Genomic DNA, 24,918 nt, shown 5'->3' with positions numbered 1-24,918 from the left:
CCACCCGCACTTTAGCCGGGCTGACGCGCGACCAAAGCGGCATCGCGCAGCCCGCGCCAGATACGCAGCGCCTGCGCGGTCTCGAACACGTCGTGGACGCGGAGCAATTGGACCCCCAATTCGGCGCCCTTGAGCGCCACGGCGAGCGAGCCGCCGAGCCGCGCCTCGGCCGGCGCCTCGTTGGCCAGCGCGCCGATCATCCGCTTGCGACTGGCGCCCAGCACCAATCCGCAGCCGATGCCATGGAACAGCGCCAGGCCGTTGAGCAAAGCGAGGTTGTCCGACAGCGACTTGCCGAAGCCGATGCCCGGATCGATCAGGACGCGCGACCGATCGATCCCGCGCGCCACCGCTTCGTCGACGCGGCGCGCGAGCCAGTCATAGACCTCGACCACCACATCGCCATAATTGCCGGCGTCATGCCCGGTCTTGGCGGGATCGGGCGAGTGCATCAGCACCACCGGGCATCCGGCCGCCACCGCGACATCGAGCGCGCGATCGTCGTATAGCAGGGCCGAGACGTCGTTGATCAGTTTCGCGCCCGCGCCGAGTGCCGCCTCCATTACCGCGGCCTTGCGCGTATCGACCGACACCGCCGCGCCGCTGCGCGCCAGCCGCTCGATCACCGGCGCGATGCGCGCAATCTCGTCGCCTTCCCACACGCTCGCCGCGCCCGGCCGAGTCGATTCGCCCCCGACATCCACGATGGCCGCGCCTGCCACGGTCATGTCGACTCCGACCTGCGCCGCCCCGGCGGGATCGCCGACATGGCGGCCGCCATCGGAGAAGCTGTCCGGCGTGACGTTGAGAATGCCCATCACCTGCGGCTGATCGAGCCGCACGACCCGCGCGCCGAGTTGCAGTGGTGCGCGCGGTGCCGAGATGCGGGCCGCAAGGCTCTGCAGTCCTTCGTCCTGCGGCAGATCGGCGACCGGAATGGTTCGCTGCGCGATCCGCCGGCCGTCCTGCACCGCGATCAACTCATAAGCGGAGAACCAGCACAGTCCGCCCGCCAGCCGCGCCACCGCGCCATCGCGCCCGACCGGCGTGTCGGCGAACTGAACCGGACGCAGATAGCGCCGGGCGGTGGCGGGAAAATCGAGCACGGCACCTCAAAAGTAGCGAAGGTCACACCAGGGTCACACTGACGACGCTGTTTTTCGGGTTCCGCATCAACGGTATGGCGCCCGACTCGACCCGAGGCGAGCACAGCAAGCGAAATCCTACATTGCAAGCCCGATCAGGGCTGCGTGGCGAGCAGCCAGGTCTGGCGGAGCGCATCGATCGGCTTGAGCGCGCCCTCGTCCTCATAATGCCACCACGTCCAGCCATTGCACGACGGCGCGTTCTGCAAGGTCGCGCCGAGCTTGTGGATCGAGCCCGCGGCATCGCCGCACTTGAGCGAACCATCGGCGCCGACCACCGCGCGGTGCCGCCGCTTCGAATCGAACAGCAAAGTGCCCGGCGCGAGATAGCCGTTCTCGACCAATTGCCCGAATGCCACCCGCGGCGCCGCCTTGGGCGCCTGCATCGTGGTCAGTGCCGATTCGTCGAGCGGCAATGCCGCGTCGATCCGCGCCTGCGCCGCATCGACATAGACGCCTTCGCGATCGATCCCGATCCAGCGCCGGCCGAGCCGTTTGGCGACCGCGCCGGTGGTGCCGGTGCCGAAGAACGGGTCGAGCACGACATCGCCCTTCTTGGTGCTCGCCAGCAGGATCCGGTAGAGCAAAGCCTCGGGCTTCTGGGTCGGATGGACCTTGTAGCCGTCCTTCTTGAGCCGCTCCTGCCCGCCGCAGATCGGGAATTCCCAGTCGCTGCGCATCTGGAGCTCGTCGTTGAGCGTCTTCATGCTGCGATAGTTGAAAGTGTAGCGCGCCTTCTCGCCCTTGGACGCCCAGATCAGCGTTTCGTGCGCGTTGGTGAAGCGGGTGCCCTTGAAATTGGGCATCGGATTGGCCTTGCGCCAGATGATGTCGTTGAGGATCCAGAAGCCGAGATCCTGGATCGCCGAACCCACCTTGAAGATGTTGTGATAGCTGCCGATCACCCAGATCGAGCCGTCGTCCTTGAGGATGCGCCGCGCCTCGGCCAGCCATTCGCGAGTGAATTTGTCGTACGCGGCGAGGCTGTCGAACTTGTCCCATTCGTCGGTGACGGCGTCGACATGGCTGCCGTCGGGGCGATTCAAGTCGCCGCCGAGCTGGAGATTGTACGGCGGATCGGCGAAGATCAGGTCGATCGACTTGGCCGGCAGCGCCTTCATCGCCGCGATGCAATCGCCCCGCAGGATGGTGTCGAGCGGCAGCACCGGCTCCACAGCCGTGCGGCCCCGCACGTTCACCTTTTCCAACACCCCCATGCACTCAACTCCCTTGCCCGAACCCCCGTATTCGCGGGTCGCGGAGTCCGTCGTCAAGCAAACATTGGTTAACGAAAATGGCTGCTAAAACGTTAACGGCGCAGAACATTCAGGCATCCGCCCAGATGTTGAGTCAAGAAGTTATCCACAGGCGCAAGCGCTGGTGGTGTGGCCGAAAAGACTCAGGTCGGGAGAGCGCGCAACTTTAGCCGCGGGCTCCATGTGGTTCGAGCATCCATCCTTGTGCTCCTGCAGAAGCAGGAGCCCAGGGCGGCAAGCGTGGACTTTGTAACCCTGGGCTCCTGCTTCCGCAGGAGCACGGGAACAGTTCGACGCCGCCCTCAGGCCGCGGTGCCGCCCACGGTCAGCCCCTCGACCAGCAGGGTCGGCTGTCCGACCCCGGCGGGGACCGACTGTCCACCCTTGCCGCACATGCCGACGCCTTCGTCGAGCGCGAAATCATTGCCGATCCCGGTGACGCGAGTCAGCACCGACGGGCCGTCGCCGATCAGGGTCGCGCCCTTGATCGGGCGCCCCAGCTTGCCGTTCTCGATCCGGTACGCCTCGGTGCACGAGAAGACGAACTTGCCCGAGACGATGTCGACCTGGCCGCCGCCGAAGCTTTTGGCATAGATGCCCTTCTTGACGCGCGACATCAGCTCGGCGGGATCATCGTTGCCGGCCTTCATGAAGGTGTTGGTCATCCGTGGCATCGGCGCGTGCTGGAACGATTCGCGGCGGCCGTTGCCGGTCGGCTCGCCCCCCATCAGCCGGGCGTTGAGGCGGTCCTGCATATAGCCCTTTAGGATACCGTCCTCGATCAGCACGGTTTCGCGCGTCGGCGTGCCTTCGTCATCGATCGACAGCGAGCCGCGGCGATCGTGGAGCGAGCCATCGTCGACCACGGTGACGCCCGGCGCCGCGACGCGCTCGCCGATCCGCCCCGCAAAGGCACTGGTGCCTTTGCGATTGAAATCGCCCTCGAGCCCGTGGCCGATCGCTTCGTGGAGCAGCACCCCGGGCCAGCCGGGGCCGCACAGCACCGTCATGTCGCCCGCGGGCGCATCCTCGGCATCGAGATTGACCAGCGCCTGGGCCAGTGCCTCGTCGATCGCGCGGTTCCAGGTCGCGGGCTCGAACAGCCGGTCGTAGAGCGTGCGCCCGCCGGTGCCGAAGCTCCCGGTCTCGCGGCGGCCATTGGTCTCGACGACGACCGACACGTTGAGCCGGACCAGCGGACGGACGTCCGTGGCGATGAAGCCGTCGGGGCGGACGATCTCAACCACCCCCCACGATCCGGTGAGCCCGACCGAGACCTGCACCACCCTGGGATCGCGGGCGCGCGCCGCGGCGTCGATCGTCTGGCACAGATTCACCTTGTCGGCGAACGCGACCAGATCGAGCGGATCGCCGTCGGTATAGAGGTGCCGGTTATTGCCCTGCGGCGGCGGTGCCTTGCCCGCCTTGCCCGGCTCGATCAGCGCCATCGTCTCCGCCGCGCGCCGGATCGCCGCCGGGCTGATCTCGTTGGCGTGCGCGAACGCCGTGGTCTCGCCAGAGACCGCGCGCAGCCCGAAGCCCGATTGCGTGTCGAAGCTCGCGGTCTTCAGCCGCCCGTCGTCGAAGCCGAACGCCTCGGACTTGCGGTATTGGAGATAGAGCTCGCCGTCCTCGGCGTTCGCCAGCGCCTCGGCGGTGAGCCGCGTTGCGGTTTCGGGGTCGAGCTCGCGATAGAGATAGGCGCGGGGATCGGAGGGTATCTGCATCCCTCCGATATAGGCGCGTCAGACGCTGGCGCCAGCCGGATGGTCGGGCAATTGACTCTGGTCGGCGCCGTCGGCGGGTCCGCCGATCAGCACGAAGCGGCGGTCGCAATAGCCGCAATCGACATAGCCATGCTCGTCGATCTGCAGGAACACCCGCGGATGGCCCAATGCGGCGGGCACGCCGGGTCCGCTGCCGTCGCAGGCGATGCGGGCGTGGGAAGTGCGGATCGTCTCGGGCAAGGGCGCGGTCATGAGTCGCCGATAGCAAGGCGGGGGCATGCCTTCAATCGCTTCCAACGGGGAGAGCGAAGTCCGTGCCACGCTAGGCGCTTGGCGCGCGCGCCGCCACGGCCTAGAGCCTGCCCCATGACTCAGGCCGCGATCGAGATCGACAATCTGTGCAAGACCTACGCCGGCGGCAAGCGCGCGCTCGACGGCGTCAGCTTCGAAGTGCCGCGCGGACAGATATTCGGGCTGCTCGGCCCCAACGGCGCCGGCAAGTCGACCTTGATCAACATCCTCGCCGGGCTGGTCAACAAGACCGAAGGCCGCGCGACGATCTGGGGCTTCGACGTCGATGCGCACCCGCGCAACGCCAAAGCGAGCATCGGCATCGTCAATCAGGAGATCACCTTCGATCCCTTCTTCACCCCACGCGAGACGCTCGAGATTCAGGCCGGGCTGTACGGCGTTCCCAAGGCGCAGCGCGATCCAATGGCGCTGCTGCGCGCCGTGCATCTCGAGGACAAGGCCGACGCCTATTCGCGCACGCTCTCCGGGGGGATGAAGCGCCGGCTGATGGTCGCCAAGGCGATGGTCCATTCGCCGCCGATCATCATCCTCGACGAGCCCACCGCCGGCGTCGATGTCGAACTGCGCCAGCAGCTCTGGGCCTATGTCAAATCGCTCAATGCGCGCGGCGTGACGGTGGTGCTGACCACGCATTATCTCGAGGAAGCCGAGCAGCTCTGCGACCGCATCGCGATCATCAACCACGGCAAGTTGATCGCCAACAAGCCGACCCGCGAACTGGTCGGCATGGCGCAGGAGAAAGTGGTCGAAGTCACCGTCGACCGCGACGTGGCGGCGCTTCCCGAGAATGTCTGCTTCCAGAAGATCGAACTCAAGGCCGGGCGGACTTTGGTCATCACGTTCCGCAAGGACCAGGCGAATGCGGGCGAAGTGCTCGGTGCGGTGCAGAGTGGCGGCTATGGTATTGTCGATGTGTCGACTCGCGAGGCCGATCTGGAGGACGTGTTCCTCAACCTGACCCGGGCCGTCGGATAGGGTCTGCGCGACATCATCACATCCGTCACCCCCGCGAAGGCGGGGGCCCATCTCCCAAGCTGGCAACCGAGTGCTCCGGTGCGCTTGGTGATTCGGCAGGAGATGGATCCCCGCTTTCGCGGGGATGACGGAGGGGGGCATGCCGAGCGCATTGCGCGATGGCCGCCATCTGCCGCAAAGGATTAAGAGCGCAGGAGCTCTTTAAGAGTTTGCTGCGATACTCCCGGGATGACGAACGCTCCAAACGCACCGTGCGCCGGGTGCCGCGACGGCGCCGGGCTCGATTTCGAATTCTCGATGGCGTTCCAGCCGATCGTCGACATCGTCCATGGCGCGCCGTTCGCCTATGAGGCGCTGGTCCGCGGCCCCGCGGGGGAGGCCGCGGCGAGCGTGCTGTCGCGCGTGTCCGACGCCAATCGCTATGCGTTCGACCAGCAATGCCGCGTCAAGGCGATCGAGCTCGCCGCCAAAGCCGGGCTGATCGAAAGCGGCGCACGGCTCTCGATCAATTTCCTGCCCAATGCAGTCTATTCGCCCGCCGCGTGCATCCAGCTGACGCTCAAGACCGCCAAGGCGACCGGCTTTCCGACCGACCGGCTGATCTTCGAATTCACCGAGAATGAGGAGATGGCCGACCCCGACCATGTCGCCAATATCATTGCGACCTATCAGAAGATGGGCTTCGGAACCGCGCTGGACGATTTCGGGGCGGGCTATGCCGGGCTCAATCTGCTGGCGCGGTTTCAGCCCGACATCATCAAGCTCGACATGGAATTGATCCGCGGGCTCGACACCAGCATGCCGCGGCGGATGATCGTCGAGGGCGTGGTCAGGATGTGCGCCGCGCTGGGCGTGACGGTGATCGCCGAGGGGATCGAGACCGCAGGCGAGCTCGACGCGCTGCGGGCGATGGGCGTGCGCTACATCCAGGGCTTCTATTTCGCCCGGCCGGGATTCGAAATGCTTCCGCCCGTGACGCTCCATTTGGGCGAGGAACGGCGCACCGCCTGAACGGGCTCAGCGGCGGTGCCGAGCGAAGAACGCCCACATCGCCTCGTTGTCCGCGACCCATTCGTGCCCCGCCCCCGGCGTGATCCGCGCGATCACCTCCGCACCGTTCGCGCAGCCCCCATAGCCGCGCTCGATCACGCCGCTCGCCAGCGTGCGCTCCAGCAACGGCCGGCGGCAGGCGTCGAGGTCGGCCCAGCGCGCTTCGGCCCTGCCCATGGGATATTGCCAGTACGGCGCGCCGCCGCCTTCGATCGGATTGGTGGTGTCCTTGCCGCCGGCGAAGGCGATCACCGGCATCGGGCGCGCCGGGCGGCACGTGGCGGGATCGGGGAAACGTGGATCGGCTGCCGAAGGGTTGCCGGCACGCAAGCCCACCACTGGCGCGATCGCGGCGAAGCGGTCCGCGGCGACGCAGCCTAGCCACGAGCTCATCCGTCCGCCGCCCGACAGCCCGGTGGCATAGACGCGGCGGTTATCGGCGCAGCCCTGCGCGACGAGCCAGTCGATCGTCTTGCCAAGGAACGCAACGTCGTCGGCATCCTCCGGCCCGGGCACCTTGCCGGTGACGGTCGGCACGCCCGGGATGTTCCAGACATAGCCCTTGTCCGCGGCGATCCCGCCATCGGGCGCAGCGAGCAGGAAGCCGTGGCGGTCGGCGGTCGCTTCGAGCTTCGACCCGGCAAGGATCGCGGCGCCGTCGCCGCCGCTGCCGTGGAGGACGAAGACCAGCGGCGCACTGCCCCGCGATTTCGCCGGCACGTGGAGGAGCAGCGAACGCCCGGTATCGCCAATCGCGACGCGCTGGGTGGTGCCGGGCGCGCCGAGCGTGCAGGCGCCGGCGGCGGGGGCGAAGACCAGGGCGAGCGCCAGCCCGACGAAACCCAGGCTTTGGCGGCGCATATCTCTCTCCATTTGCATCGCGGCGGGCTTAGCGCCTAGTCGGAGGCCGAACCAGCGGAAGAGACATGCCCGGCGATCCTCACACCAGCGACATCCTCGTCATCGGCTCGGGCGCAGCGGGGCTCACCGCCGCGCTCAACCTCGCCGCGCGCTTCAAGGTCACCGTGCTCGCCAAGGGGGCGCTCAACGAAGGTTCGACGGCCTGGGCGCAGGGCGGCATCGCCGCGGTGCTCGAACCCGGCGACACTTTCGAGAACCATGTCGAGGACACGATGGTCGCCGGCGCCGGGCTCAACGACCGCGCCACCGTCGAGATGGTGGTCGAGAACGCTCCCGCGGCGATCGAGCGGCTGGCCAAGCTCGGCGTGCCGTTCAACACCGACAAGGGCTCGCTGCATCTGACTCGCGAGGGCGGCCACAGCCATCGCCGCATCGTCCATGTCGACGACGCCACCGGCTGGGCGGTGCAGGAGGCGTTGCTCAAGGCGGCGCGCGCCAATCCCAACATCACCCTCGTCCCCGACATGGTGGTGATCGACTTGGCCACCAGCCGCCACGAGCAGCGTTATTCGGGCGCGGGCAGCGTCTGGGGGGTCTATGCCTTCAACCGCGCGACCAACCGTGTCGAACTGTTCACCGCCAACGCGACCGTGCTCGCAACCGGCGGCGCGGGGCGGACCTATCTGTTCTCGACTGCGCCCAAGGGCGCGACCGGCGACGGCATCGCGATGGCGTGGCGCGCGGGGTGCCGCATCTCCAACATGGAGTTCATGCAGTTCCACCCGACCTGCCTGTACAATCTCGAGGTCAAGAACTTCCTGATCACCGAGGCGGTGCGCGGCGAGGGCGGACAGCTCAAGATCCCGGGCACCGGCTATCGCTTCATGCCCGATTTCGACTCGCGGCTGGAGCTCGCCCCGCGCGACGTGGTGGCGCGCGCGATTGATCACGAGATCAAGCGGCTCGGGCTCGATTACGTCCATCTCGACATCAGCCATATGGGCGCGGATTTCGTGAAGCAGCATTTCCCGACGATCCACGCCCGGCTGCTCGATCTCGACATCGACATGACCCGCGAACCGATCCCGGTGGTGCCCGCGCAGCATTACACTTGCGGCGGCGTGGTGGTCGATCGCGACGGGCGCACCGACTTGCCCAACCTCTATGCCGCCGGCGAAGTCAGCCAGTCGGGGCTGCACGGCGCCAATCGCCTCGCCTCCAATTCATTGCTCGAATGCTTCGTGTTCGGCGAAGCCGTCGCCAACCACATCGCCGCTAATTGGGGCGATCTCGCCCCGCCGCCGCCGATCCGGCAATGGGACGAGAGCCGAGTCACCGATTCCGACGAGGAAGTGGTGATCAAGCAGAACTGGACCGAGATCCGCCGCTTCATGTGGAATTATGTCGGCATCGTCCGCTCGACCAAGCGGCTCGAGCGCGCCGCGCACCGCATCCAGATGCTGCGCGGCGAAGTGAACGACTATTACGGCCATTTCCGCGTCACCGGCGATCTGATCGAATTGCGCAACTTGCTCGAAAGCGCCGATTTGATCGTCCGATCGGCGCTCCACCGCAAGGAGAGCCGCGGGCTGCATTATACGCTCGATTATCCCGAGACGCTCGATGTGGCGGTGGATACGGTGCTGGTTCCGTAGGCGAGACCATATTCCAGGCCGTCACCCCCGCGAAAGCGGGGGCCCATCTCCCGACCTGTCACCAAACCCACCCGCCGTCATCGTGGCTATCGCAGGAGATGGATCCCCGCTTTCGCGGGGATGACGGGAATGGGCGTCCGCTCAGCTGAGACACAACGGCCAGTCGCCGCAAATCAATCCAGGCTCTTGCTCGCCTGCTCGAACATGTCCTTGCTCAGCCCCGGGCTCGCCACGATCCGCTCGAGCTCGGAGCGCATCTTGGCGGCGCGGCCCGCGTCGAAGCGCTTCCAGCGGCCCAGCGGCGGGATCAGCTTGGCGGCGGTCTGCGGATTGAGCTTGTCGAGCGCGATCAACTGGTCCGCGACGAAGCGGTAGCCGCGGCCCGACACATGGTGGAAGGCGCGCTGGTTGACACTGAACGCGCCGATCAGCGAGCGCGCGCGATTGGGATTCGACAAGGTGAAATCGCGGTGCGCGGACAGCCGCTCGACCATTTCGGCGGTATCCTCGCGCGCCGACAGCGCCTGCGCCTGGAACCATTTGTCGAGCACCAGGCCATTGCCCTGATAGCGCTTGTAGAATTCCTCGAGCGCCTCCTCGCGCAGCGGCGAGGCGCCGTTGACCAGAGTCGTCAGCCCGCCCTGCCGATCGGTCATGTTGTCGGCACGCGAGAATTGCTCGAACGCCAGTTCGTCGGCATCCGCCGCGCCGCTCGCGGCGATATAGCCGAGCGACACCGTCTTGAGCCGCCGCGCGCCCTTGGCCGAGGGCGAATATTCGAAGCGGTTGGCGAGGCTGCCTTCATAGGCGGCGCGCCATTCGCCTTCGAGCGCCGTGCCGAGATCCTGGCGCAGCGCCTCGCGCGCGCGGAAGATCGCCTCGGGCTCGACCAGCGCCATCTGGTCGCCGATGAAGCTGTCCGACGGCAGCAGCACCGCTTCGGCGACGAAAGCGCGATCGAGCGCGGAGTCGGTCAGCGTGTTGCGCACCGCGTCGATCACCGGCTGATGATCGGCGCTGCCATTGGTCACCGAAGTCACCAAGGTGTCGAGCATCAATTGCTGCATCGCCTCGTAGCGCGCGAACGGATCGTCGTCGTGCGCCGAGAGGAAGGCGAGGTCCTTCGCGGTGCGGTTGGTCTCGATCACGATCGGCGCCGAGAAGCCGCGATTGATCGACAGCACCGGCGTCTCGGAGAGATTTTCGAACACCAGTTCCTGCGCGTCTTCCTTGAGCAGGATCAGTTGCTCGTCGCACATCGGCCGGCCGGTGAACCCGCCGAACAATTTGAGCTTGAGCGGGAGCACCATCGGCTCCTTGACCGGCTGGCCCGGAGTCGGGGGCACGAGCTGGCGCAGGCTGAGCCGCGCGCGGCCGCCTTCCTGCGCGAGCGTCGCCGACACGCGCGGGGTGCCCGCCTGGCTGTACCAGCGGCGGAACTGCGTCAGGTCCATGCCGCCCGCCTGCTCCATGCACTGGACGAAATCCTCGCAGGTCGCGGCGGTGCCGTCGAAGCGATCGAAATAGAGATCGGTCGCGGCGCGGAATTTGTCAGGGCCGAGGATCGTCGCCATCATCCGGATGACTTCGGCGCCCTTGTTGTAGATCGTCGCGGTGTAGAAGTTCGAGATCTCGATATATTCGTCGGGGCGCACCGGATGCGCGAGCGGGCCCGAATCCTCGGGGAACTGGCTGGCGCGCAAGCCCCGGACGTCCTCGATCCTTTTGACCGCGGCGCTGCCCTGGTCGGCCGAGAAGCTCTGGTCGCGAAAGACGGTGAAGCCTTCCTTGAGCGAGAGCTGGAACCAGTCGCGGCAAGTGACTCGGTTGCCCGACCAATTGTGGAAATATTCGTGCGCGACCACCGCGGCGATCGCGTCGTAGTCGTAATCGGTGGCGGTGTCGGGGTCCGCCAGGATGTAGCGGCTGTTGAAGACGTTGAGCCCCTTATTCTCCATCGCGCCGAAGTTGAAATCGTCGACCGCGACGATGTTGAACACGTCGAGATCATATTCGCGGCCATAGACCTTCTCGTCCCACGCCATGCTGAGCTTGAGCGCGGCGAGCGCGTGATCGGTCTTGGCGAGATCGGGCGCGCGCACCCAGATGCCGAGCTGGACGTCGCGCCCCGACATCGTCGTGAAGCTGCCGCGATTGGCGACGAGGTCACCCGCCACCAAAGCGAACAGATAGCTCGGCTTGAGGAACGGATCGTGCCATTCGGCCCAATGCCTGCCGCCCTCGAGATCGCCCTGCGCGATCGGATCGCCATTGGCGAGCAGCACCGGGAAGCGCGTCTTGTCGGCAGTCAGCTTGACTTTGTAGCGGCTGAGCACGTCGGGCCGGTCGGGGAAGAAAGTGATGCGGCGGAAGCCCTCGGCCTCACACTGGGTGCACAGCATGCCCGACGAGGCATAGAGCCCCTGGAGCTGCGTGTTGCGCTCGGGCGCGATCTCGACTTCGGTCTCGATCGTGTGCGCCGAGCCGGCGAGCGGCACCACGAGGTTGGGCCCGTCCATGTGCCAGCCCGTCGCTTCGGCACCGTCGACCTTGACGTTGAGCGCGGTCAGCCCGTCGCCGTCGAGCCGCAGCGGCCGGTCGTGCGTGCCGTTACGCTCCACCCACAAGGTCGTGCGCACCCGCGTCGCCGCTGGATCGAGATCGAAATCGAGCGCGATCTCCGGAACGCGCCAATCGGGTTCGCGGTAATCCTCGCGGCGCGTCACGTTGGGCGCCTGGGTTGCGGTCTGAGCGTCTGCCATCATGCTCGCGATATAGGAACAGCCCCTTGGCCCGCCACCATAAACTGTGCGCTTGCCTAACGGTTGCGCGCTGCTACCGGTAAGTCATTCCAGACTCTTGAGGACTTTCCATGCTTCGATTGACTGCGCCGCTCGGCCTGGTCGCGCTTGCCGCGGTTCCGGCGCTCGCGCAGGAGGCCCCGGCCCCCATTGCCCAGACCAATGCTTTGCGCAACGCCGCGCTTCCCGCCGACCAGGCGGCGCTCAAGAGCCACATCATGTTCCTCGCCTCGGACCAGATGCGCGGCCGCGAGGCGGGCAGCGCCGAATATGACATCGCCGCGCAATATGTGGCGTCGCAATTCTACGAGCAGGGCCTGCGCCCCGCCGGCGACCAGGGATCGTACCTCCAGAAGGTGCCGCTGATCCGCTACAAGCCCGCCGACAAGGGCAGCATGGCGTTCGTGCGCAAGGGCGGCCAGCCGGTCGCGCTGGTCTTCGGCCAGGACTATCTTCCCGCCGGCAACCCGAGCAAGACCGCCTATCAGCTGACCGCGCCGGTCGTGTTCGTCGGCTATGGCATCGCCGGCCTGGGTCGCGACGATTACAGGGGCGTCGACGTGAAGGGCAAGATCGTCGCCTTTTTCGGTGGTGCGCCGTCGAAATTCCCCGCCGAGGAGCGCGCCCATTTCGGCAGCCCCGCGTCGAAGGCCGAGATCGCCATGCGCAAGGGCGCGGTCGGCTATATCAGCCTCGAATCGCCGCGCACCGGCCATGGCAGCTATCCGTTCAGCGCAGTCGCCGCCAATTGGGACCGCGCGCGGGTGACCTGGGCGGAGGCCGACGGCACCGGCCACCTGCCCACGCCGACCGCGCCTGCGCTCGGCATGCTGAGCAAGGCCGCCGCCGCGCGGCTGTTCGACGGCGCCAGGGTCAAATGGGCCGACGTCGCCAGGCTCGCCCAGGACGATGATGCCAGGTTCAAGGCGATCGAGCTGCCGGTGACGCTGTCGGTGACGCTCAACACCGCCAACACGCCGATCACCAGCTACAATGTCGCCGGGATCCTGCCCGGCAGCGATCCGGCGATCGGCAAGGAAGTCGTCGTGCTGTCGGCGCATCTCGACCATGTCGGCGTCGGCAAGGCCGATGCGAAGGGCGACACGATCTATAACGGCGCGATGGACAATGCCGTCGGCGTGGCCTCGCTGATCGAGGAGGCGCGCCGCTTCGGGGCCTCGGGCAAGCCGCCGCGCCGTTCGGTGCTGTTCCTGGCGGTCACCGCGGAAGAGCTGGGCCTCGTCGGTGCCGATTATTTCGCGCAGAATCCGACCGTGCCGAAGCAGAGCATCGTCGCCGACGTCAATCTCGACATGCCGATCCTCACCTATAAGTTCGAGGACGTCACGCCGTTCGGCGCGGCGCATTCGACGCTGGGCGAGACGGTGGCGCGCGCCGCGGCGCAGATCGGCGTCGGCATGGGCGGCGATCCGCGTCCCGACGAAGCGTTCTTCGTCCGCTCGGACCATTATCGCTTCGTCCAGCAGGGCATCCCCTCGGTGTTCCTGTGGCCGGGCGAGAAGGGCCCGGGCAAGGCGGCGACCGATGCGTTCCTGAGCACGCATTACCACCAGCCCTCCGACGATCTGGTCCAGCAGCCGGCGATCGACTGGGAATCGGGCGCGCGCTTCGTCGACGTCAATTATCGCATCGCCCGCGAGATTGCCGATGCCGACGCCAAGCCGATGTGGAAGAAAGGCGACTTCTTCGGCACGCTGTTCGGCGGACCGATGGAGAAGTAAGTTGCGCAAGGCCCTGATCCTCCTCCCTTTGCTCTTCGCCGCTCCTGCGCTCGCGCAGGAGCTCACCCCTGCGGAGGCCGCGCTCAAGGCGCATGTCGCCTTCCTCGCCTCGGATGCGATGCGCGGGCGCGACACTGGATCGCCCGAGCTTGCCGTCGCCGAGCAATATGCCGCCGCGCAGATGCTCGCCGTCGGATTGAAACCGGGCGGACCGAACGGCGCGTGGCTCCAGCCCGTCCCGCTCCTCGCCTACAAGCCGGCGGACCATGGCAGCCTCGTCCTCAAGCGCGGTTCGGCCGAGACAATACTCGAATGGGGCAAGGATTATATTCCCCGCGCGGTGCCGTCGAATCCCAAGCTCTCGCTGTCGGGCCCGGTCGTCTTCGCGGGCTATGGCAGCGAGGCGGAGTATAAGGGCCTCCACGTCAAGGGCGCGATCGTCGCGGTCCTGCGCGACGCGCCGCACTCGAATGCGAGCGACGTTCGCGCGCATCTCGGCACGCCGGTCGAGCAGTCCCGCACCGCCGCCGCGCATGGCGCGATCGGCATCATCCTGATCGAGGGCAATGCCCGCCACGCAATCTATTCCTTCGCCGCCACCGTCCCCCATGCCCAGAGCGAGGCGATGACCTGGCAGGGGTCGCCCGATGGCGGCGCCGCCCCGGCGTTCAGCTATCTGGGCTTCGACGGTGCCGCCCGGCTGTTTGCCGGTTCGAAGATCAAATGGGACGAGGTGCTCGCCGCCGACAAGGCCGACAGGAAGCTGCCGCTCGGCCCGCTCGGCGTCACCGCGACCGGCACCGCCAACACCGCGCTCCGCACGCTGACCAGCAACAATGTCGTCGGCCTGATCGAGGGCACCGACAAGAAGGCCGAATATGTCGTGATCTCGGCGCATCTCGATCATGTCGGCGTCGGCGATCCCGATGCGAAGGGCGACACGATCTACAACGGCGCGATGGACAATGCCGTCGGCACCGCATCGATGCTCGAAGTGGCCAGGGCATTCACTGCCTCGGGCAAACGCCCGCGCCGCTCGGTTCTGTTCGTCGCGGTCACCGCCGAGGAACAGGGGCTGGTCGGCTCGGATTATTTCGCTGCCAACCCGACCGTGCCCAAGGGCAGCATCGTCGCCGACGTCAATCTCGACATGCCGGTGCTCACTTACAAGTTCGAGGACCTGGTGGTCTACGGCGCCGATCGCACCAGCATCGGGCCGACCGTGGCGGCGGTCGCCAGGGCCGAGGGGCTGACGCTCACCCCCGATCCCGCGCCCGAGCAAGCCAGCTTCGTGCGCTCGGATCATTACAGCTTCGTGCGCGCCGGCATTCCCGCGGTGTCGCTCGAGCCCGGCCCCAAGGGCCCCGGCAAAGCGGCGATCGACGCATTCGGCGAGAAGCACTACCACCAGCCATCGGACGAAGTGGCGCTGATCGACTTCAGCCAAGGCGTCCGCTTCGTGAAGCTCAATTACGCGATCGCCCGCGCGCTGGCCGACGGCGACCAGCGGCCCTTGTGGAACAAGGGCGATTTCTTCGGCCTGCTGTACAACGGCGCCGGAGCGAAGTGAGCTGGCTCCGAGCCCCCTTCTTCTTGCTCCCCTCCCTGCAAGGGAGGGGCTGGGGGTGGGTGCGCGGCGCAGCCGCGCGCGCGCGCGCAGTAAAGCGCGACAATCGGGGCATCGAGCCTCGATTGTCGCAACCCACCCCTAACCCCTCCCTTGCAGGGAGGGGAATTCTATGGGCCGCGCTGCTTCTTGCTTCGCCCGCCCACGCCCAGCAGCTTCCGCCCGAGCAGGCCGCGCTCGAGGCGCATGTCCGGTTCCTCGCCTCGGACGCGCTGCGCGGCCGCGAGGCGGGAACGCACGAGTACGACATCGCCGCCGAATATGTCGCGGCGCAGATGCTCGCGCTCGGGCTGAAGCCCGGCGCCGAGGGCAGCTGGTTCCAGCCGGTCGGGCTCGCCGCCTACAAGCCCGCCGAAAAGGCGAAATGGACGCTCACCCGCGGCGGCACGGCGATCCCGCTCCAGTTCGGGATCGACTTCGTCAATCAGGGGATCGCCACTACCCCCGCTTTCGCTGCCGAAGGGCAGATCGTCTTCGCGGGCTATGGCCTGGTCTATCCCGAGGGCAAGCGCGACGATTATCGCGGGCTCGACGTCCGCGGCAAGATCGTCGCGATCTATGCCGGGGTCCCCGAAGGACTGCCGGGCGAGGTCGCTGCGCATCTCGGCGACGACGACCAGAAGGCGCGGCTCGCCGCGGCGCGCGGCGCCAGGGCAGTGGTCATCGTCGAATCGCTCGAGCGCCGATCCGAATTCCCGATCGAGGCGATGGCGCCTTATTATGATTTCGAACGGACGACCTGGATCGGCGCGGACGGCAAGGCGCATATCCTGTCGCCCGGTGCGCCGGTGGTCGGGTTGCTCGGCCAGGCAGGTGCCGAAAAGCTGTTCGCCGGCTCGCGGATCCGCTGGCGCGACGTGCTCGGCGCGGAGCTAAGCGGCACGCGCATGCCCACCGGCCCGCTCGCCGGAACGCTCAAGGTCGCCGCGAAAACGAACGTGCGCACGACGCGCAGCAGCAACGTGGTCGGCATCCTGCCGGGCTCGGACCCAGCGCTGCGGGGCGAGTTCGTCGTGCTGTCGGCGCATCTCGACCATATGGGCGTCGGCGAACCCGAAAAGGGCGACGCGATCTACAATGGGGCGCTGGACAATGCCGCCGGGGTGGCGGCGATGCTCGAAGTGGCGCACGCTTTCCAGGCTTCAGGCAAGCCGCCGCGCCGCTCGATCCTGTTCGTCGCGCTCACCGCCGAGGAAAAGGGGCTGGTCGGCTCGAGCTATTTCGCCGCGCGTCCCGGCCTGCCGGCGGGCGGCGCCCTCGTCGCCGACATCAATCTCGACATGCCGATCCTCACCTATCCGCTGCAGGACATCGTCGTGCTCGGCGGCGAGCGCTCGAGCCTCGGCGCGGCCTATGCTGCTGCGGCGGCGGCCGAAGGGCTCAGGGTCGTTCCCGATCCGGCGCCCGAGGAGATGTTCTTCGTCCGATCGGATCATTACAGCTTCGTCCAGGCGGGCGTCCCGGCGGTCTCGATCGACAGCGGCCCCGGCGGCCCCGGCGCGGCGGCGCAGCAGGAGTTTCTCGCCAGCCATTATCACAAGCCTTCGGACGATCTGTCGCTGGCGATCGACTGGGCCGCCGCGGCCAAGTTCACCCGCGTCAATTATGCCGCCGCGCGCGCGATCGCCGATGCCGATGCCCGCCCGCGCTGGAACAAGGGCGATTTCTTCGGCGTCGCGTTCGGCGGCCATGGCGCACGCTGACAGATGCGCCTGCTGATCTTCGGCCTCGGCTATACCGGAACGGCGCTCGCGCGGCACCTCGCCCCCGGCGGCTGGCGCATCGCGGCGGTAACTCGCGACGGGCGCGACGACAGCATCGCCTTTGCCGATGCCGAGCGGGTGGCCTTTGAAATCGGCCATGCGACGCACATCGTCTCGACAGTCGCGCCCGACCAGGCCGACCCGATCCTCGCGGCGTTCGGCGCGCAGATCGCCGATGCGCGGGGCTGGCTCGGCTATCTGTCCTCGACCGGAGTTTATGGCGATACGCGCGGCGCCTGGGTCGACGAGACCGCCCCCACCGGTACCGGCCGCCGCACGGCGCGTAGCGAGGCGGATGCGGCGTGGCTGGCGCTCGGCGCGCGCGTGTTCCGCCTGCCCGGAATCTACGGCCCCGGCCGTTCGCCGCTAGACCGGATTGCCCGGGGCGCTGGCGCGCGGATCGATGTCCCGGGGCAGGTCTTCAGCCGCGTCCATCTCGAAGATCTCGTCGCCGGCGTGGTTGCGGGGTTCAACGCGCCGGCGGGGATCTACAACCTCGCCGACGATCTGCCCGCACCGCAAAGCGATGTCGTCGCTTATGCCTGCGCGCTGCTGGGCATGCCCGCGCCGCCGCTGGTCCCGTTGGAGCAGGCCGATCTCAGCCCGCAGGCGCAGGCCTTCTATTCGGAGAACCGCCGCGTCGCGAACGGCAAGGCGAAGCGCGTGCTGCGCTGGCGGCTGCGTTTCCCCGATTACCGATTGGGCCTGCGCGCCTTGAGCGCCAGCACCAGCCCGATCATCACCAATGCCGCCCCCGCCACGGCGAGCAGCGACCAGCGATAGCCTTCGAAGATGGTCGAGAGCAGCATCGCGATCACCGGGATCAGCACGCTGGTATAGGCTGCCTTGGCCGGGCCGATCGTGCGGATCAGCTGGAAATAGATGGTGAAGGCCAAAGCCGATCCGAACACCCCGAGATAGAGCGTCCCCGCGACATAGCTCCACCGCATCTCGATCACCGGCGGCCCGGTGGTGACCCATGCGAACGCCGCATCGATCGCCGCGCCGATCAGCATCGACCAGCCCAAGGTCGTCGCCATCGGATAGGCCCTGGCGGTCTTCGTCGCCTGCATCACATTGGCAATCGAGGCGGAGAGCACACCGAGCAACGCGATACCGATCCCGATCAGCGCCGCGTCCGGCCCGGCGTCGCTCAGCCGCGCCTCGTGGAGGAAGAGCAACGCCACGCCCGCCATCGCCACTGCCGATCCGATCAGCAGCTGGCGCCCCATCAACTGGCCGAGGAAGATCCGCGCGAGGATCGCATTGGGCACCAGCAGCAGCGCATAGACGATCGCCACCACCCCCGAAGTGATGTGCTGCTCGGCGCGGTAGACGAAGTTGAAGTTGAGCACGAACTGCGCGAAGCCGAGCGCCGCGGCAAACCCCCAGCCGCGGGCGTCTAGTCGCAGCGAATCGCGCCGGATCAGCGCCCAGCCGAGGATCACCACCCCCGCGACGGCAAAGCGATACGCCACCGACCAGCTCGCCGGCACCACCGAGAGCTGGTCGCGGATCACGATCCAGGTCGATCCCCAGACGAATGTGACGACGAGGAACGGGATCAGGACGGAGAGGCGGGCGGATTGGGGCGGCGGCGCCTCGCTCACAGCTTCGCGATCGCGTCCGCGAGTGGCCGGATCGCGTCCTCGCTCTGGTCCCACGACGTCACCAGCCGCACTTCGCCCGGTGCCCAATCGTAAAAATCGAAGCCCAACGCCCGCAGCGACGCGGCCTCCTCGGGCGTGACCTTGAGGAACACTTCATTCGCTTCGACCGGATGCGCCAGCCGATCGCCCGCCGCCTGCGCCAGCAATTGCGCTCCGGCATTGGCCGCGCGCGCATTGGCCAGCCACAGATCGCCGTCGAGCATCGCCAGCAACTGCGCCGCCAGATAGCGGCCTTTCGACAACAGCAACCCTGCGCGTTTGCGCCGGTAGAGCGTCGCATCGGCCAACTCGGTTCGGAAGAAGATCAGCGCCTCGGCACTCATCCCGCCATTCTTGACGAAGCCGAAGCTGAGTATGTCGACGCCAGCGCGCCACGTCACGTCCGCCGGCGCGCAATCGAGGTGCGCAACGGCATTTGCAAAGCGTGCGCCGTCCATATGCAGACCCAGTTTGCGCGCTTTGGCGAGTTCGCCGATCGCCGCGACCTCGTCGGGCGAATAAACGAGGCCGTATTCGGTGGCGTTGGTGATCGAGAGTGCGTGCGGCTGAACCCAATGGACGCCGCTCTGGACGCGGTCGAGCACCGCCGTCGCGCCATCCGGAGTCAGCTTGGCGCCGGGCCCCTCGGCGAGCGCCAATTTGGCGCCGTGGGTGTAGAATTCGGGCGCGCCGCACTCGTCGTTCTGGATATGCGCATCGCGGTGGCACACGACGCTGCCGTGCGGCGGGCACAAGGCGGCGAGCGCCAGTGCATTCGCCGACGTCCCCGACGGTACCCACAAAGCCCGCACCGGGGTTTCGAACAGCTCGGAAAACGCGCCATCGAGCTGTTGCGACCAGCGATCGCCGTCATAAGCAGTGTCGAGCGTGTTCGCCCGCGCCAGCGCCTCGAGCACTTGGCTGCAGACCGGGGCGGCATTGTCGGAGAAAAAGCGCATGCCCCGCATTGCGGAGCCGCGCCCGTCAGGTCAATTCCCCTATTCCTCGCCGCGCCGCCCGTCATAGCCGCGCGGCGGCGGGCCCGGCACGTCGTCCTCGGGCGGGAGTTCCTCGTCCTCCGGTCGGTCGCGCGGCCCCTGCACGTCGGTCTCCACGCCCGAACCCTCGACGAAATCGCCGACGCTGTTGAGCACGTCGTCGAGCGTCATCTCGTTGTCGAATTCGTCTTCCACCACCGGCGCCGGCGGCAGCGACACGCCCAATGCGCGCATCATGAAATCGCGCCATACCCGCGCCGGGATCCCGCCGCCCGAAAGACCGGGGATCGGCGAATTGTCGTCATTGCCGATCCACACCGCCGCTACCAGATCGCCGGCATAGCCGATGAACCACGCATCACGCGCATCCTGGGTCGTGCCGGTCTTGCCGAAGGCGGGGATCGACAATGCCGCGCTGCGCCCGGTCCCCGACGTCACCACCGTCTGGAGCATCGAACGCAGATCCTCGAGTTCGCCGCCCGGGATTCGCGTCGCCGAACCCAGCCGCGCGGCGAGCCAGTCGTCCGCCGAATCATCGTCGTTGAGCCCGCGCGGGCGCACCGGATAGCTGCCATTGGCCACCGCGGCATAGGCTGCGGTCAATTCGAGCAAGGACACCGACGAGGTTCCGAGCCCGATCGAGGCTTCGTTGGCGATCGGAGTCGAGATGCCGAGGTCGCGCGCCGCGCGGATCACCTTGCCGACGCCGATCTCGTTGGTCAGCCGCGCCGCCACCACGTTGCTCGATTTGGCGAACGCCTGGCGCAGGGTGATCTTGCCGGCATAGCGCCCGTCGCTGTTGGTCGGCGACCATTCGCCGATCGTCACGCGCGAATCGTCGACGATGCTGTCGGGCGTCATCCCCGAGCGCAGCGCCGCGAGATAGACGAACAGCTTGAAGGTCGATCCCGGCTGGCGCCGCGCCTGGGTGGCACGGTTGAACGGGCTGTCGCGATAATTCTTGCCGCCGACCATCGCCACGACTCGCCCGTCGGGCCGCATCGCGACCAGCGCGATCTGGGTCTTGCGAAGTCCGGCGCCGCGCACCGCGCGCTCGGCGGCGGTCTGGATATTGGTCTCCAGCGTAGTGCGCACGGTCTGCTCGGTGGCGACGCCGCCGGCGCGGTCGCGCGCCTCGGGCAGCACCCAATCGGCGAAATAGGTCCCGTTGGGCAATTCCTTGCTTTTGCTCACCCTGAGCACCGCCGGGCGCACCCGCGCCGCCTCGGCTTCGGTCAGCGCGCCGCTGGCGACCATCGCGCCGATCACCAGCCGCTGCCGGTCGCGCGCGCCCTTGAGGTTGCCCGTCGGCGCCAGCCGGCTCGGCGCCTTGACCAGCCCGGCGAGCAGGCTCGCCTGGCTCACCGTCAGATTCTCCGGCGCAGTGCTGAAATAATGCTGCGCGGCGGCGCGCAGGCCATAGACGTTGTCGCCGAAATAGACGTTCGAGAGATAGCGCGAGAGAATCTCGTCCTTCGACAGCCACGCCTCGAGCCAGAATGCGATCATCACTTCGCGCAGCTTGCGCGTCATCGTCCGGTCGGAGGTCAGGAAGGCATTCTTGGCGAGCTGCTGGGTGATCGTGCTGCCGCCCTGCGAACCGCCATCGCTGGTCGCATTGTGGAAGAAGGCGCGCAGGATGCCGCGCGGATCGACGCCGAGATGCCCGAAGAAGCGCCGGTCCTCGATCGCGACGAACGCCGCGCCAACATGCTCGGGCAGTTTCGACACGTCGACCGGGGCGGCGATCACCGCGCCGCGCCGCGCGATCGGCTTGCCTTCGGCCGAGAGCAGAGTGATCGAAGGCGGCGCCGGCGGCTGTAGCGACTTGGACAAGGGCGCGGTCAGCGCCAGCCACGCGACCGCCAGCACGAACAGCAGGATCAGCCCGGCCACGCCCCAGCTCAGCCAGCGCCAGCGAAAGCGGAAGCGTTTCCGAGCGACGGGAAGTTCGGGCGCGTCGCCATCGCCCGACGGCGGCGTTCCGTCGGGAGGCCCGGGCGGTGGCGGCGGAGGCGGCGGAGACGCGGTGCGCCAGAACGGATCGGAGGTCAGGCTGGGCCGTGGCGCCTCGGGCACCGGCACGCCGATCGTCATCGCGGGCGGCGCGGCCTCGGCCTTCGGGCGCCAGGCGCGCGCCGGCGCACGCGAGTCCGTGGCCGAGTCGGTCGGTCGCCTGAGCGGGAAGCGGACGTCGTCGGAGCCGGGTTCACGGGCCATCAGCGCCTCTTATCCGCCCCTGGCGCTTGGGAAAAGCACAACACGGTGTATTGTTAGGATAATACGGCGCGCGGCGCAAGGAAAGGCGTTCAGGCCTCCAGTTCGACGTCCCAATACAGCCAGTCGCGCCAGGTCTGGTGGAGATAATGCGGCGGGAAGCGGCGGCCATGCTCCTGGAGCTGCCAGCTGGTCGGCCGGATCGGCTCGATATGAAGCGGCATCGCCGCCTGTTTGGGCGTGCGCCCGCCCTTTTTTAGGTTGCACGGCGCGCAGGCAGTCGCGACATTTTCCCAGGTGGTACGCCCGCCCTGGGCGCGGGGAATGACATGGTCGAAGGTGAGGTCGCGCTGGGTCCCGCAATATTGGCAGGAGAATTTGTCGCGGAGGAACAGGTTGAAGCGCGTGAAGGCGGGGAATTGCGAGGGGCGAACATATTGTTTGAGCGCGATGACCGAAGGCAGCTTCAGCCTCGCGCTGGGACTTCGCACCTCGCGTTCGTAGAAGGAGACGACGTCGACCCGATCGAGGAACAGCGCCTTGATCGCGGTCTGCCACGGCCACACGCTGAGCGGATAGTAACTGAGCGGCGTGAAATCGGCGTTGAGCACGAGCGCGGGGCAACTGTCCGGATGACGAATAAGATCGGGATGATACATGCGCTCCCTCACCAATTGCGGCCGCCCCTACCTGACCGGCAACGGTGACGGGCACATGACAGCATATGCCGCGACTCGCGGTCAAGGGCCGGTTTGATGGAAGTGCACACCCGATTCGCGCCGAGCCCGACCGGGCGGCTTCACCTCGGCCATGCCTTTTCGGCGATCCAGGCGCATGATTTCGCGCGCGTCGCGGGCGGGCGCTTCAGCCTGCGCATCGAAGATATCGACGGCACCCGCAGCCGGCGCGAGCATGTCGAGGCGATTTTGCGCGATCTCGAATGGCTGGGGCTGGGCTGGGACGGTCCTGTGACCTTCCAGTCGCGGCGGCTGGACCTCTACCAGCAGGCGCTGGACCGGCTCCGCGTCATGGGGCTGCTCTACCCCTGCTTCTGCACCCGCGCCGACATCGCCGCGAGCCTGTCGGCGCCGCACGGATCCGAAGGGGCGGTGTATCCGGGGACTTGCCGCGGGCTTGCGACGCCGGACCTGTCCAGGCCGCACAGCTGGCGGCTCGATGTAGGGCGGGCGATCGAGCTCCCTCTCCCTTTGGGAGAGGGAAGGGGCCCGCCGCCGTCAGGCGGTGGGAAGGGTGAGGCCAGCACGTTTCGACATGCTGCCCTCACCCTTCCGCCGGCTATGCCGGCTCCCTCCCTCTCCCAAAGGGAGAGGGATTTGACGTGGCACGACGCGCTCGCCGGCTCAGTCCGCGCCGACCCGCTCGCCCATGGCGATGTCGTCCTCGCCCGAAAGGACGCCCCCGCTTCCTACCATCTCGCAGTCACCGTCGACGATGCCGCGCAGGGGATCACGCATGTCGTCCGCGGCAAGGACCTGTTCCACGCCACCCATATCCACCGCCTGCTCCAGGCGCTGCTCGGCCTGCCGACCCCGGAATACCGCCACCACGCATTGCTGCTCGGCCCCGACGGCCAGCGCCTCGCCAAGCGCCACGGCGCGCCGAGCCTCGAGGCGATGCGCCTCGCCGGCGAGGATGGCCGCGCGCTCGCCGATCGGTTGCGTGCAGGGCTGCTGCCAGTTGGCTTCGCGCCGGCAAAGGCGTAGGGAGCCGGCATGACCTTCTTCCTTGCCGCCCTGCTCATTGCCGCGATGCTCGCGGTGGTCTTCGTGCTCATCAAGGGGCTGGTCAACATGGCCCAGACCACCACCAAGGATCTCGAAGGCGACGGCCCGAGCGAGCGCGCGCTCCGCTCGAACAAACTGATGCAGCAGCGCATCCTGTTCCAGGCAGTGGCGATCGCGATCATCGCGCTGATCCTGCTGATCATGTCTTCCAAGGGCTGATCGCCGGAGTCGCGCCCGCTCAGCGGATCAGCATCGCCACGCACCAGATCAACGCGACCAGCATCACGCCGATCAGCACCACCAGTTCGAGATCGAGCAGGGGCGGACGGCGCATCGTCTCGCCCCCATTAGGCCTATAGGAAGCCGAGATGCGTCACCAGCGACTGGTGCAGCGTGCCCTTGAACTTGAGCCCCACCACGCCTTCGCCGGCCCAGCACACCCGGGCCGGCATCGGCGCGAGATGCGCGATCGCGATCCACACTTCGTCGCCTTCGTGCAGACCCCAGGTGTAGATCTTGCAGCCCTCGATCGAGACGTCGGCGACTTCGCCCTTGATCCGGCGCACTTCGCCGCTGGCGCGGATCGTCGCAGTCAGCGCAGTCGGAGTGCGCGGATTGGTGCGTCGGTCGGCTTCGGCGAGCCGGGCGATCAGAGCATCGTTCTTGTCGTCGATCGGGTTCATGGCGAGACTCCCCTGGCTCACCTTTGGCATGAGGATGTTTACGCAGCCTCTCGCGATAGCCTTAGCGACGGAGTAACTGCGTTCGCCGCAAGCCATGGCAAATCGCGTGATGCGGGCGTAGGACCGCGCCGATGGTCAAGCTCAACAAGATCTACACGCGGACGGGCGACGACGGCAGCACCGGGCTGGTCGACGGATCGCGCGTGTCGAAGGCCGATCCGCGGATGGCGGCGATCGGCGATGTCGACGAAGCCAACAGCGCGATCGGCGTGGCGCGCGCCGCGATCGGCCCGGGCAGTTTCAGCGAGATGCTCGCCCGAATCCAGAACGACTTGTTCGATCTCGGCGCCGATCTCGCCACCCCGGTCGAGATCGAAGGCGCGCTGCGCATCGTGCCCGGCCAGATCGAATGGCTCGAGGAGCGGATCGACCACCTCAATACCGCGCTCGATCCGCTGACCAGCTTCATCCTTCCCGCGGGCGAGCCCGGCGCCGCGGCGCTGCACCTTGCGCGCGCCGTGGTGCGGCGCGCCGAGCGGACGACCGTGGCAGCCGGCGCCCAGGTTGCGTTGCGCCCCGAAGCGCTCACCTACCTCAACCGCCTGTCCGATCTGCTGTTCGTCGCCGCGCGTGCGATGAACCTAAACGGCGCGGGTGACGTTCTGTGGGTACCGGGGGCATCGCGCTGATCTAGATTGATTTCTATTGACGC

At 67.4% G+C, this 24,918-nt stretch carries 21 protein-coding genes; 10 read left to right on the top strand and 11 right to left on the bottom strand.

Annotated features, from left to right (window positions below; all coding sequences use genetic code 11):
- Window positions 1–11: 11 nt before the first annotated feature.
- The 4 genes from folP to E5A73_RS11560 all read right to left on the bottom strand — a co-directional run bounded on the left by folP (window position 12) and on the right by E5A73_RS11560 (window position 4,380).
- A complete protein-coding gene (folP, locus tag E5A73_RS11575; RefSeq protein WP_135963976.1) occupies window positions 12–1,106 on the bottom strand; it encodes a dihydropteroate synthase in 1,095 nt (364 codons plus the stop codon).
- A 134-nt stretch (window positions 1,107–1,240) separates the two neighbouring features.
- The gene (locus tag E5A73_RS11570) at window positions 1,241–2,362 is read right to left on the bottom strand and encodes a site-specific DNA-methyltransferase (RefSeq protein ID WP_135963975.1); all 1,122 of its coding nucleotides are present in this window, start codon (window positions 2,360–2,362) and stop codon (window positions 1,241–1,243) included.
- Window positions 2,363–2,703: 341 nt separating this feature from the next.
- Window positions 2,704–4,128, bottom strand: a complete 1,425-nt coding sequence (gene tldD, locus E5A73_RS11565; RefSeq protein WP_135963974.1) for a metalloprotease TldD — start codon at window positions 4,126–4,128, stop codon at window positions 2,704–2,706.
- An 18-nt stretch (window positions 4,129–4,146) separates the two neighbouring features.
- Window positions 4,147–4,380, bottom strand: a complete 234-nt coding sequence (locus E5A73_RS11560; RefSeq protein WP_100283195.1) for a zinc-finger domain-containing protein — start codon at window positions 4,378–4,380, stop codon at window positions 4,147–4,149.
- A 114-nt stretch (window positions 4,381–4,494) separates the two neighbouring features.
- Here E5A73_RS11560 and E5A73_RS11555 point away from each other — a divergent pair, with 114 nt between their 5' ends.
- The gene (locus E5A73_RS11555; protein WP_135963973.1) at window positions 4,495–5,415 is read left to right on the top strand and encodes an ABC transporter ATP-binding protein; all 921 of its coding nucleotides are present in this window, start codon (window positions 4,495–4,497) and stop codon (window positions 5,413–5,415) included.
- 228 nt (window positions 5,416–5,643) lie between these two features.
- The gene (locus tag E5A73_RS11550; protein ID WP_476712830.1) at window positions 5,644–6,426 is read left to right on the top strand and encodes an EAL domain-containing protein; all 783 of its coding nucleotides are present in this window, start codon (window positions 5,644–5,646) and stop codon (window positions 6,424–6,426) included.
- 6 nt (window positions 6,427–6,432) lie between these two features.
- Here E5A73_RS11550 and E5A73_RS11545 read toward each other — a convergent pair whose 3' ends face one another.
- A complete protein-coding gene (locus E5A73_RS11545; RefSeq protein ID WP_135963972.1) occupies window positions 6,433–7,326 on the bottom strand; it encodes a CE1 family esterase in 894 nt (297 codons plus the stop codon).
- A 65-nt stretch (window positions 7,327–7,391) separates the two neighbouring features.
- Between E5A73_RS11545 and nadB the strand changes: the two genes are divergently transcribed.
- Window positions 7,392–8,981 (top strand): L-aspartate oxidase, encoded by a 1,590-nt coding sequence (gene nadB / locus E5A73_RS11540; RefSeq protein ID WP_135963971.1) that lies wholly within the window; start codon window positions 7,392–7,394, stop codon window positions 8,979–8,981.
- A 173-nt stretch (window positions 8,982–9,154) separates the two neighbouring features.
- Here nadB and pepN read toward each other — a convergent pair whose 3' ends face one another.
- The gene (pepN, locus tag E5A73_RS11535) at window positions 9,155–11,743 is read right to left on the bottom strand and encodes an aminopeptidase N (protein ID WP_135963970.1); all 2,589 of its coding nucleotides are present in this window, start codon (window positions 11,741–11,743) and stop codon (window positions 9,155–9,157) included.
- 110 nt (window positions 11,744–11,853) lie between these two features.
- Here pepN and E5A73_RS11530 point away from each other — a divergent pair, with 110 nt between their 5' ends.
- From E5A73_RS11530 to E5A73_RS11515, 4 genes are read left to right on the top strand one after another with little or no spacing between them, the layout of a single operon-like run.
- A complete protein-coding gene (locus E5A73_RS11530) occupies window positions 11,854–13,524 on the top strand; it encodes a M28 family metallopeptidase (RefSeq protein WP_135963969.1) in 1,671 nt (556 codons plus the stop codon).
- Window position 13,525: 1 nt separating this feature from the next.
- Complete coding sequence (locus E5A73_RS11525) at window positions 13,526–15,094, top strand: M20/M25/M40 family metallo-hydrolase (RefSeq protein ID WP_240700143.1); 1,569 nt, start codon at window positions 13,526–13,528, stop codon at window positions 15,092–15,094.
- 59 nt (window positions 15,095–15,153) lie between these two features.
- Window positions 15,154–16,854, top strand: a complete 1,701-nt coding sequence (locus tag E5A73_RS11520) for a M20/M25/M40 family metallo-hydrolase (RefSeq protein WP_240700142.1) — start codon at window positions 15,154–15,156, stop codon at window positions 16,852–16,854.
- A gap of 3 nt (window positions 16,855–16,857) precedes the next feature.
- Window positions 16,858–17,697: an SDR family oxidoreductase gene (locus tag E5A73_RS11515; RefSeq protein ID WP_135963967.1), complete on the top strand. Its 840-nt coding sequence runs from the start codon at window positions 16,858–16,860 to the stop codon at window positions 17,695–17,697.
- Here E5A73_RS11515 and E5A73_RS11510 read toward each other — a convergent pair.
- The 4 genes from E5A73_RS11510 to E5A73_RS11495 all read right to left on the bottom strand — a co-directional run bounded on the left by E5A73_RS11510 (window position 17,607) and on the right by E5A73_RS11495 (window position 22,437).
- Window positions 17,607–18,524: a DMT family transporter gene (locus E5A73_RS11510; protein ID WP_135963966.1), complete on the bottom strand. Its 918-nt coding sequence runs from the start codon at window positions 18,522–18,524 to the stop codon at window positions 17,607–17,609. The two genes, E5A73_RS11515 and E5A73_RS11510, sit on opposite strands and share 91 nt — an antisense overlap.
- On the bottom strand, window positions 18,521–19,522 hold the full coding sequence (locus E5A73_RS11505; RefSeq protein WP_135963965.1) for a threonine aldolase family protein: 1,002 nt from the start codon (window positions 19,520–19,522) through the stop codon (window positions 18,521–18,523). Before E5A73_RS11505 ends, E5A73_RS11510 begins: the two co-directional genes overlap by 4 nt.
- A gap of 39 nt (window positions 19,523–19,561) precedes the next feature.
- Window positions 19,562–21,658, bottom strand: coding sequence for a transglycosylase domain-containing protein (locus E5A73_RS11500; RefSeq protein ID WP_135963964.1), 2,097 nt, complete (start codon window positions 21,656–21,658; stop codon window positions 19,562–19,564).
- 212 nt (window positions 21,659–21,870) lie between these two features.
- Complete coding sequence (locus E5A73_RS11495) at window positions 21,871–22,437, bottom strand: HNH endonuclease (protein WP_135963963.1); 567 nt, start codon at window positions 22,435–22,437, stop codon at window positions 21,871–21,873.
- A gap of 96 nt (window positions 22,438–22,533) precedes the next feature.
- Here E5A73_RS11495 and E5A73_RS11490 point away from each other — a divergent pair, with 96 nt between their 5' ends.
- Together E5A73_RS11490 and E5A73_RS11485 are read left to right on the top strand one after the other, a co-directional pair.
- Window positions 22,534–23,502 (top strand): glutamyl-Q tRNA(Asp) synthetase, encoded by a 969-nt coding sequence (locus E5A73_RS11490; RefSeq protein ID WP_135963962.1) that lies wholly within the window; start codon window positions 22,534–22,536, stop codon window positions 23,500–23,502.
- Between the two features lie 9 nt (window positions 23,503–23,511).
- Entirely contained in the window at window positions 23,512–23,742 is a 231-nt protein-coding gene (locus E5A73_RS11485) for a twin transmembrane helix small protein (RefSeq protein ID WP_135963961.1), read from the top strand.
- Window positions 23,743–23,876: 134 nt separating this feature from the next.
- Here the strand turns inward: E5A73_RS11485 and E5A73_RS11480 are convergent, their stop codons facing one another.
- Window positions 23,877–24,206: a PilZ domain-containing protein gene (locus E5A73_RS11480; protein ID WP_168355905.1), complete on the bottom strand. Its 330-nt coding sequence runs from the start codon at window positions 24,204–24,206 to the stop codon at window positions 23,877–23,879.
- Window positions 24,207–24,337: 131 nt separating this feature from the next.
- Here E5A73_RS11480 and E5A73_RS11475 point away from each other — a divergent pair, with 131 nt between their 5' ends.
- Window positions 24,338–24,895 carry a cob(I)yrinic acid a,c-diamide adenosyltransferase gene (locus tag E5A73_RS11475; protein ID WP_135963959.1) on the top strand — a complete coding sequence of 186 codons (558 nt, stop codon included), beginning with the start codon at window positions 24,338–24,340 and terminating at the stop codon, window positions 24,893–24,895.
- The last annotated feature ends 23 nt before the right edge of the window (window positions 24,896–24,918 follow it).

This window comes from Sphingomonas gei (assembly GCF_004792685.1).
In the GTDB taxonomy this organism is placed as follows: domain Bacteria; phylum Pseudomonadota; class Alphaproteobacteria; order Sphingomonadales; family Sphingomonadaceae; genus Sphingomonas; species Sphingomonas gei.
The sequence above is the reverse complement of the archived record's forward strand: the minus strand, read 5'-3'. Positions and strand labels throughout refer to the sequence as shown.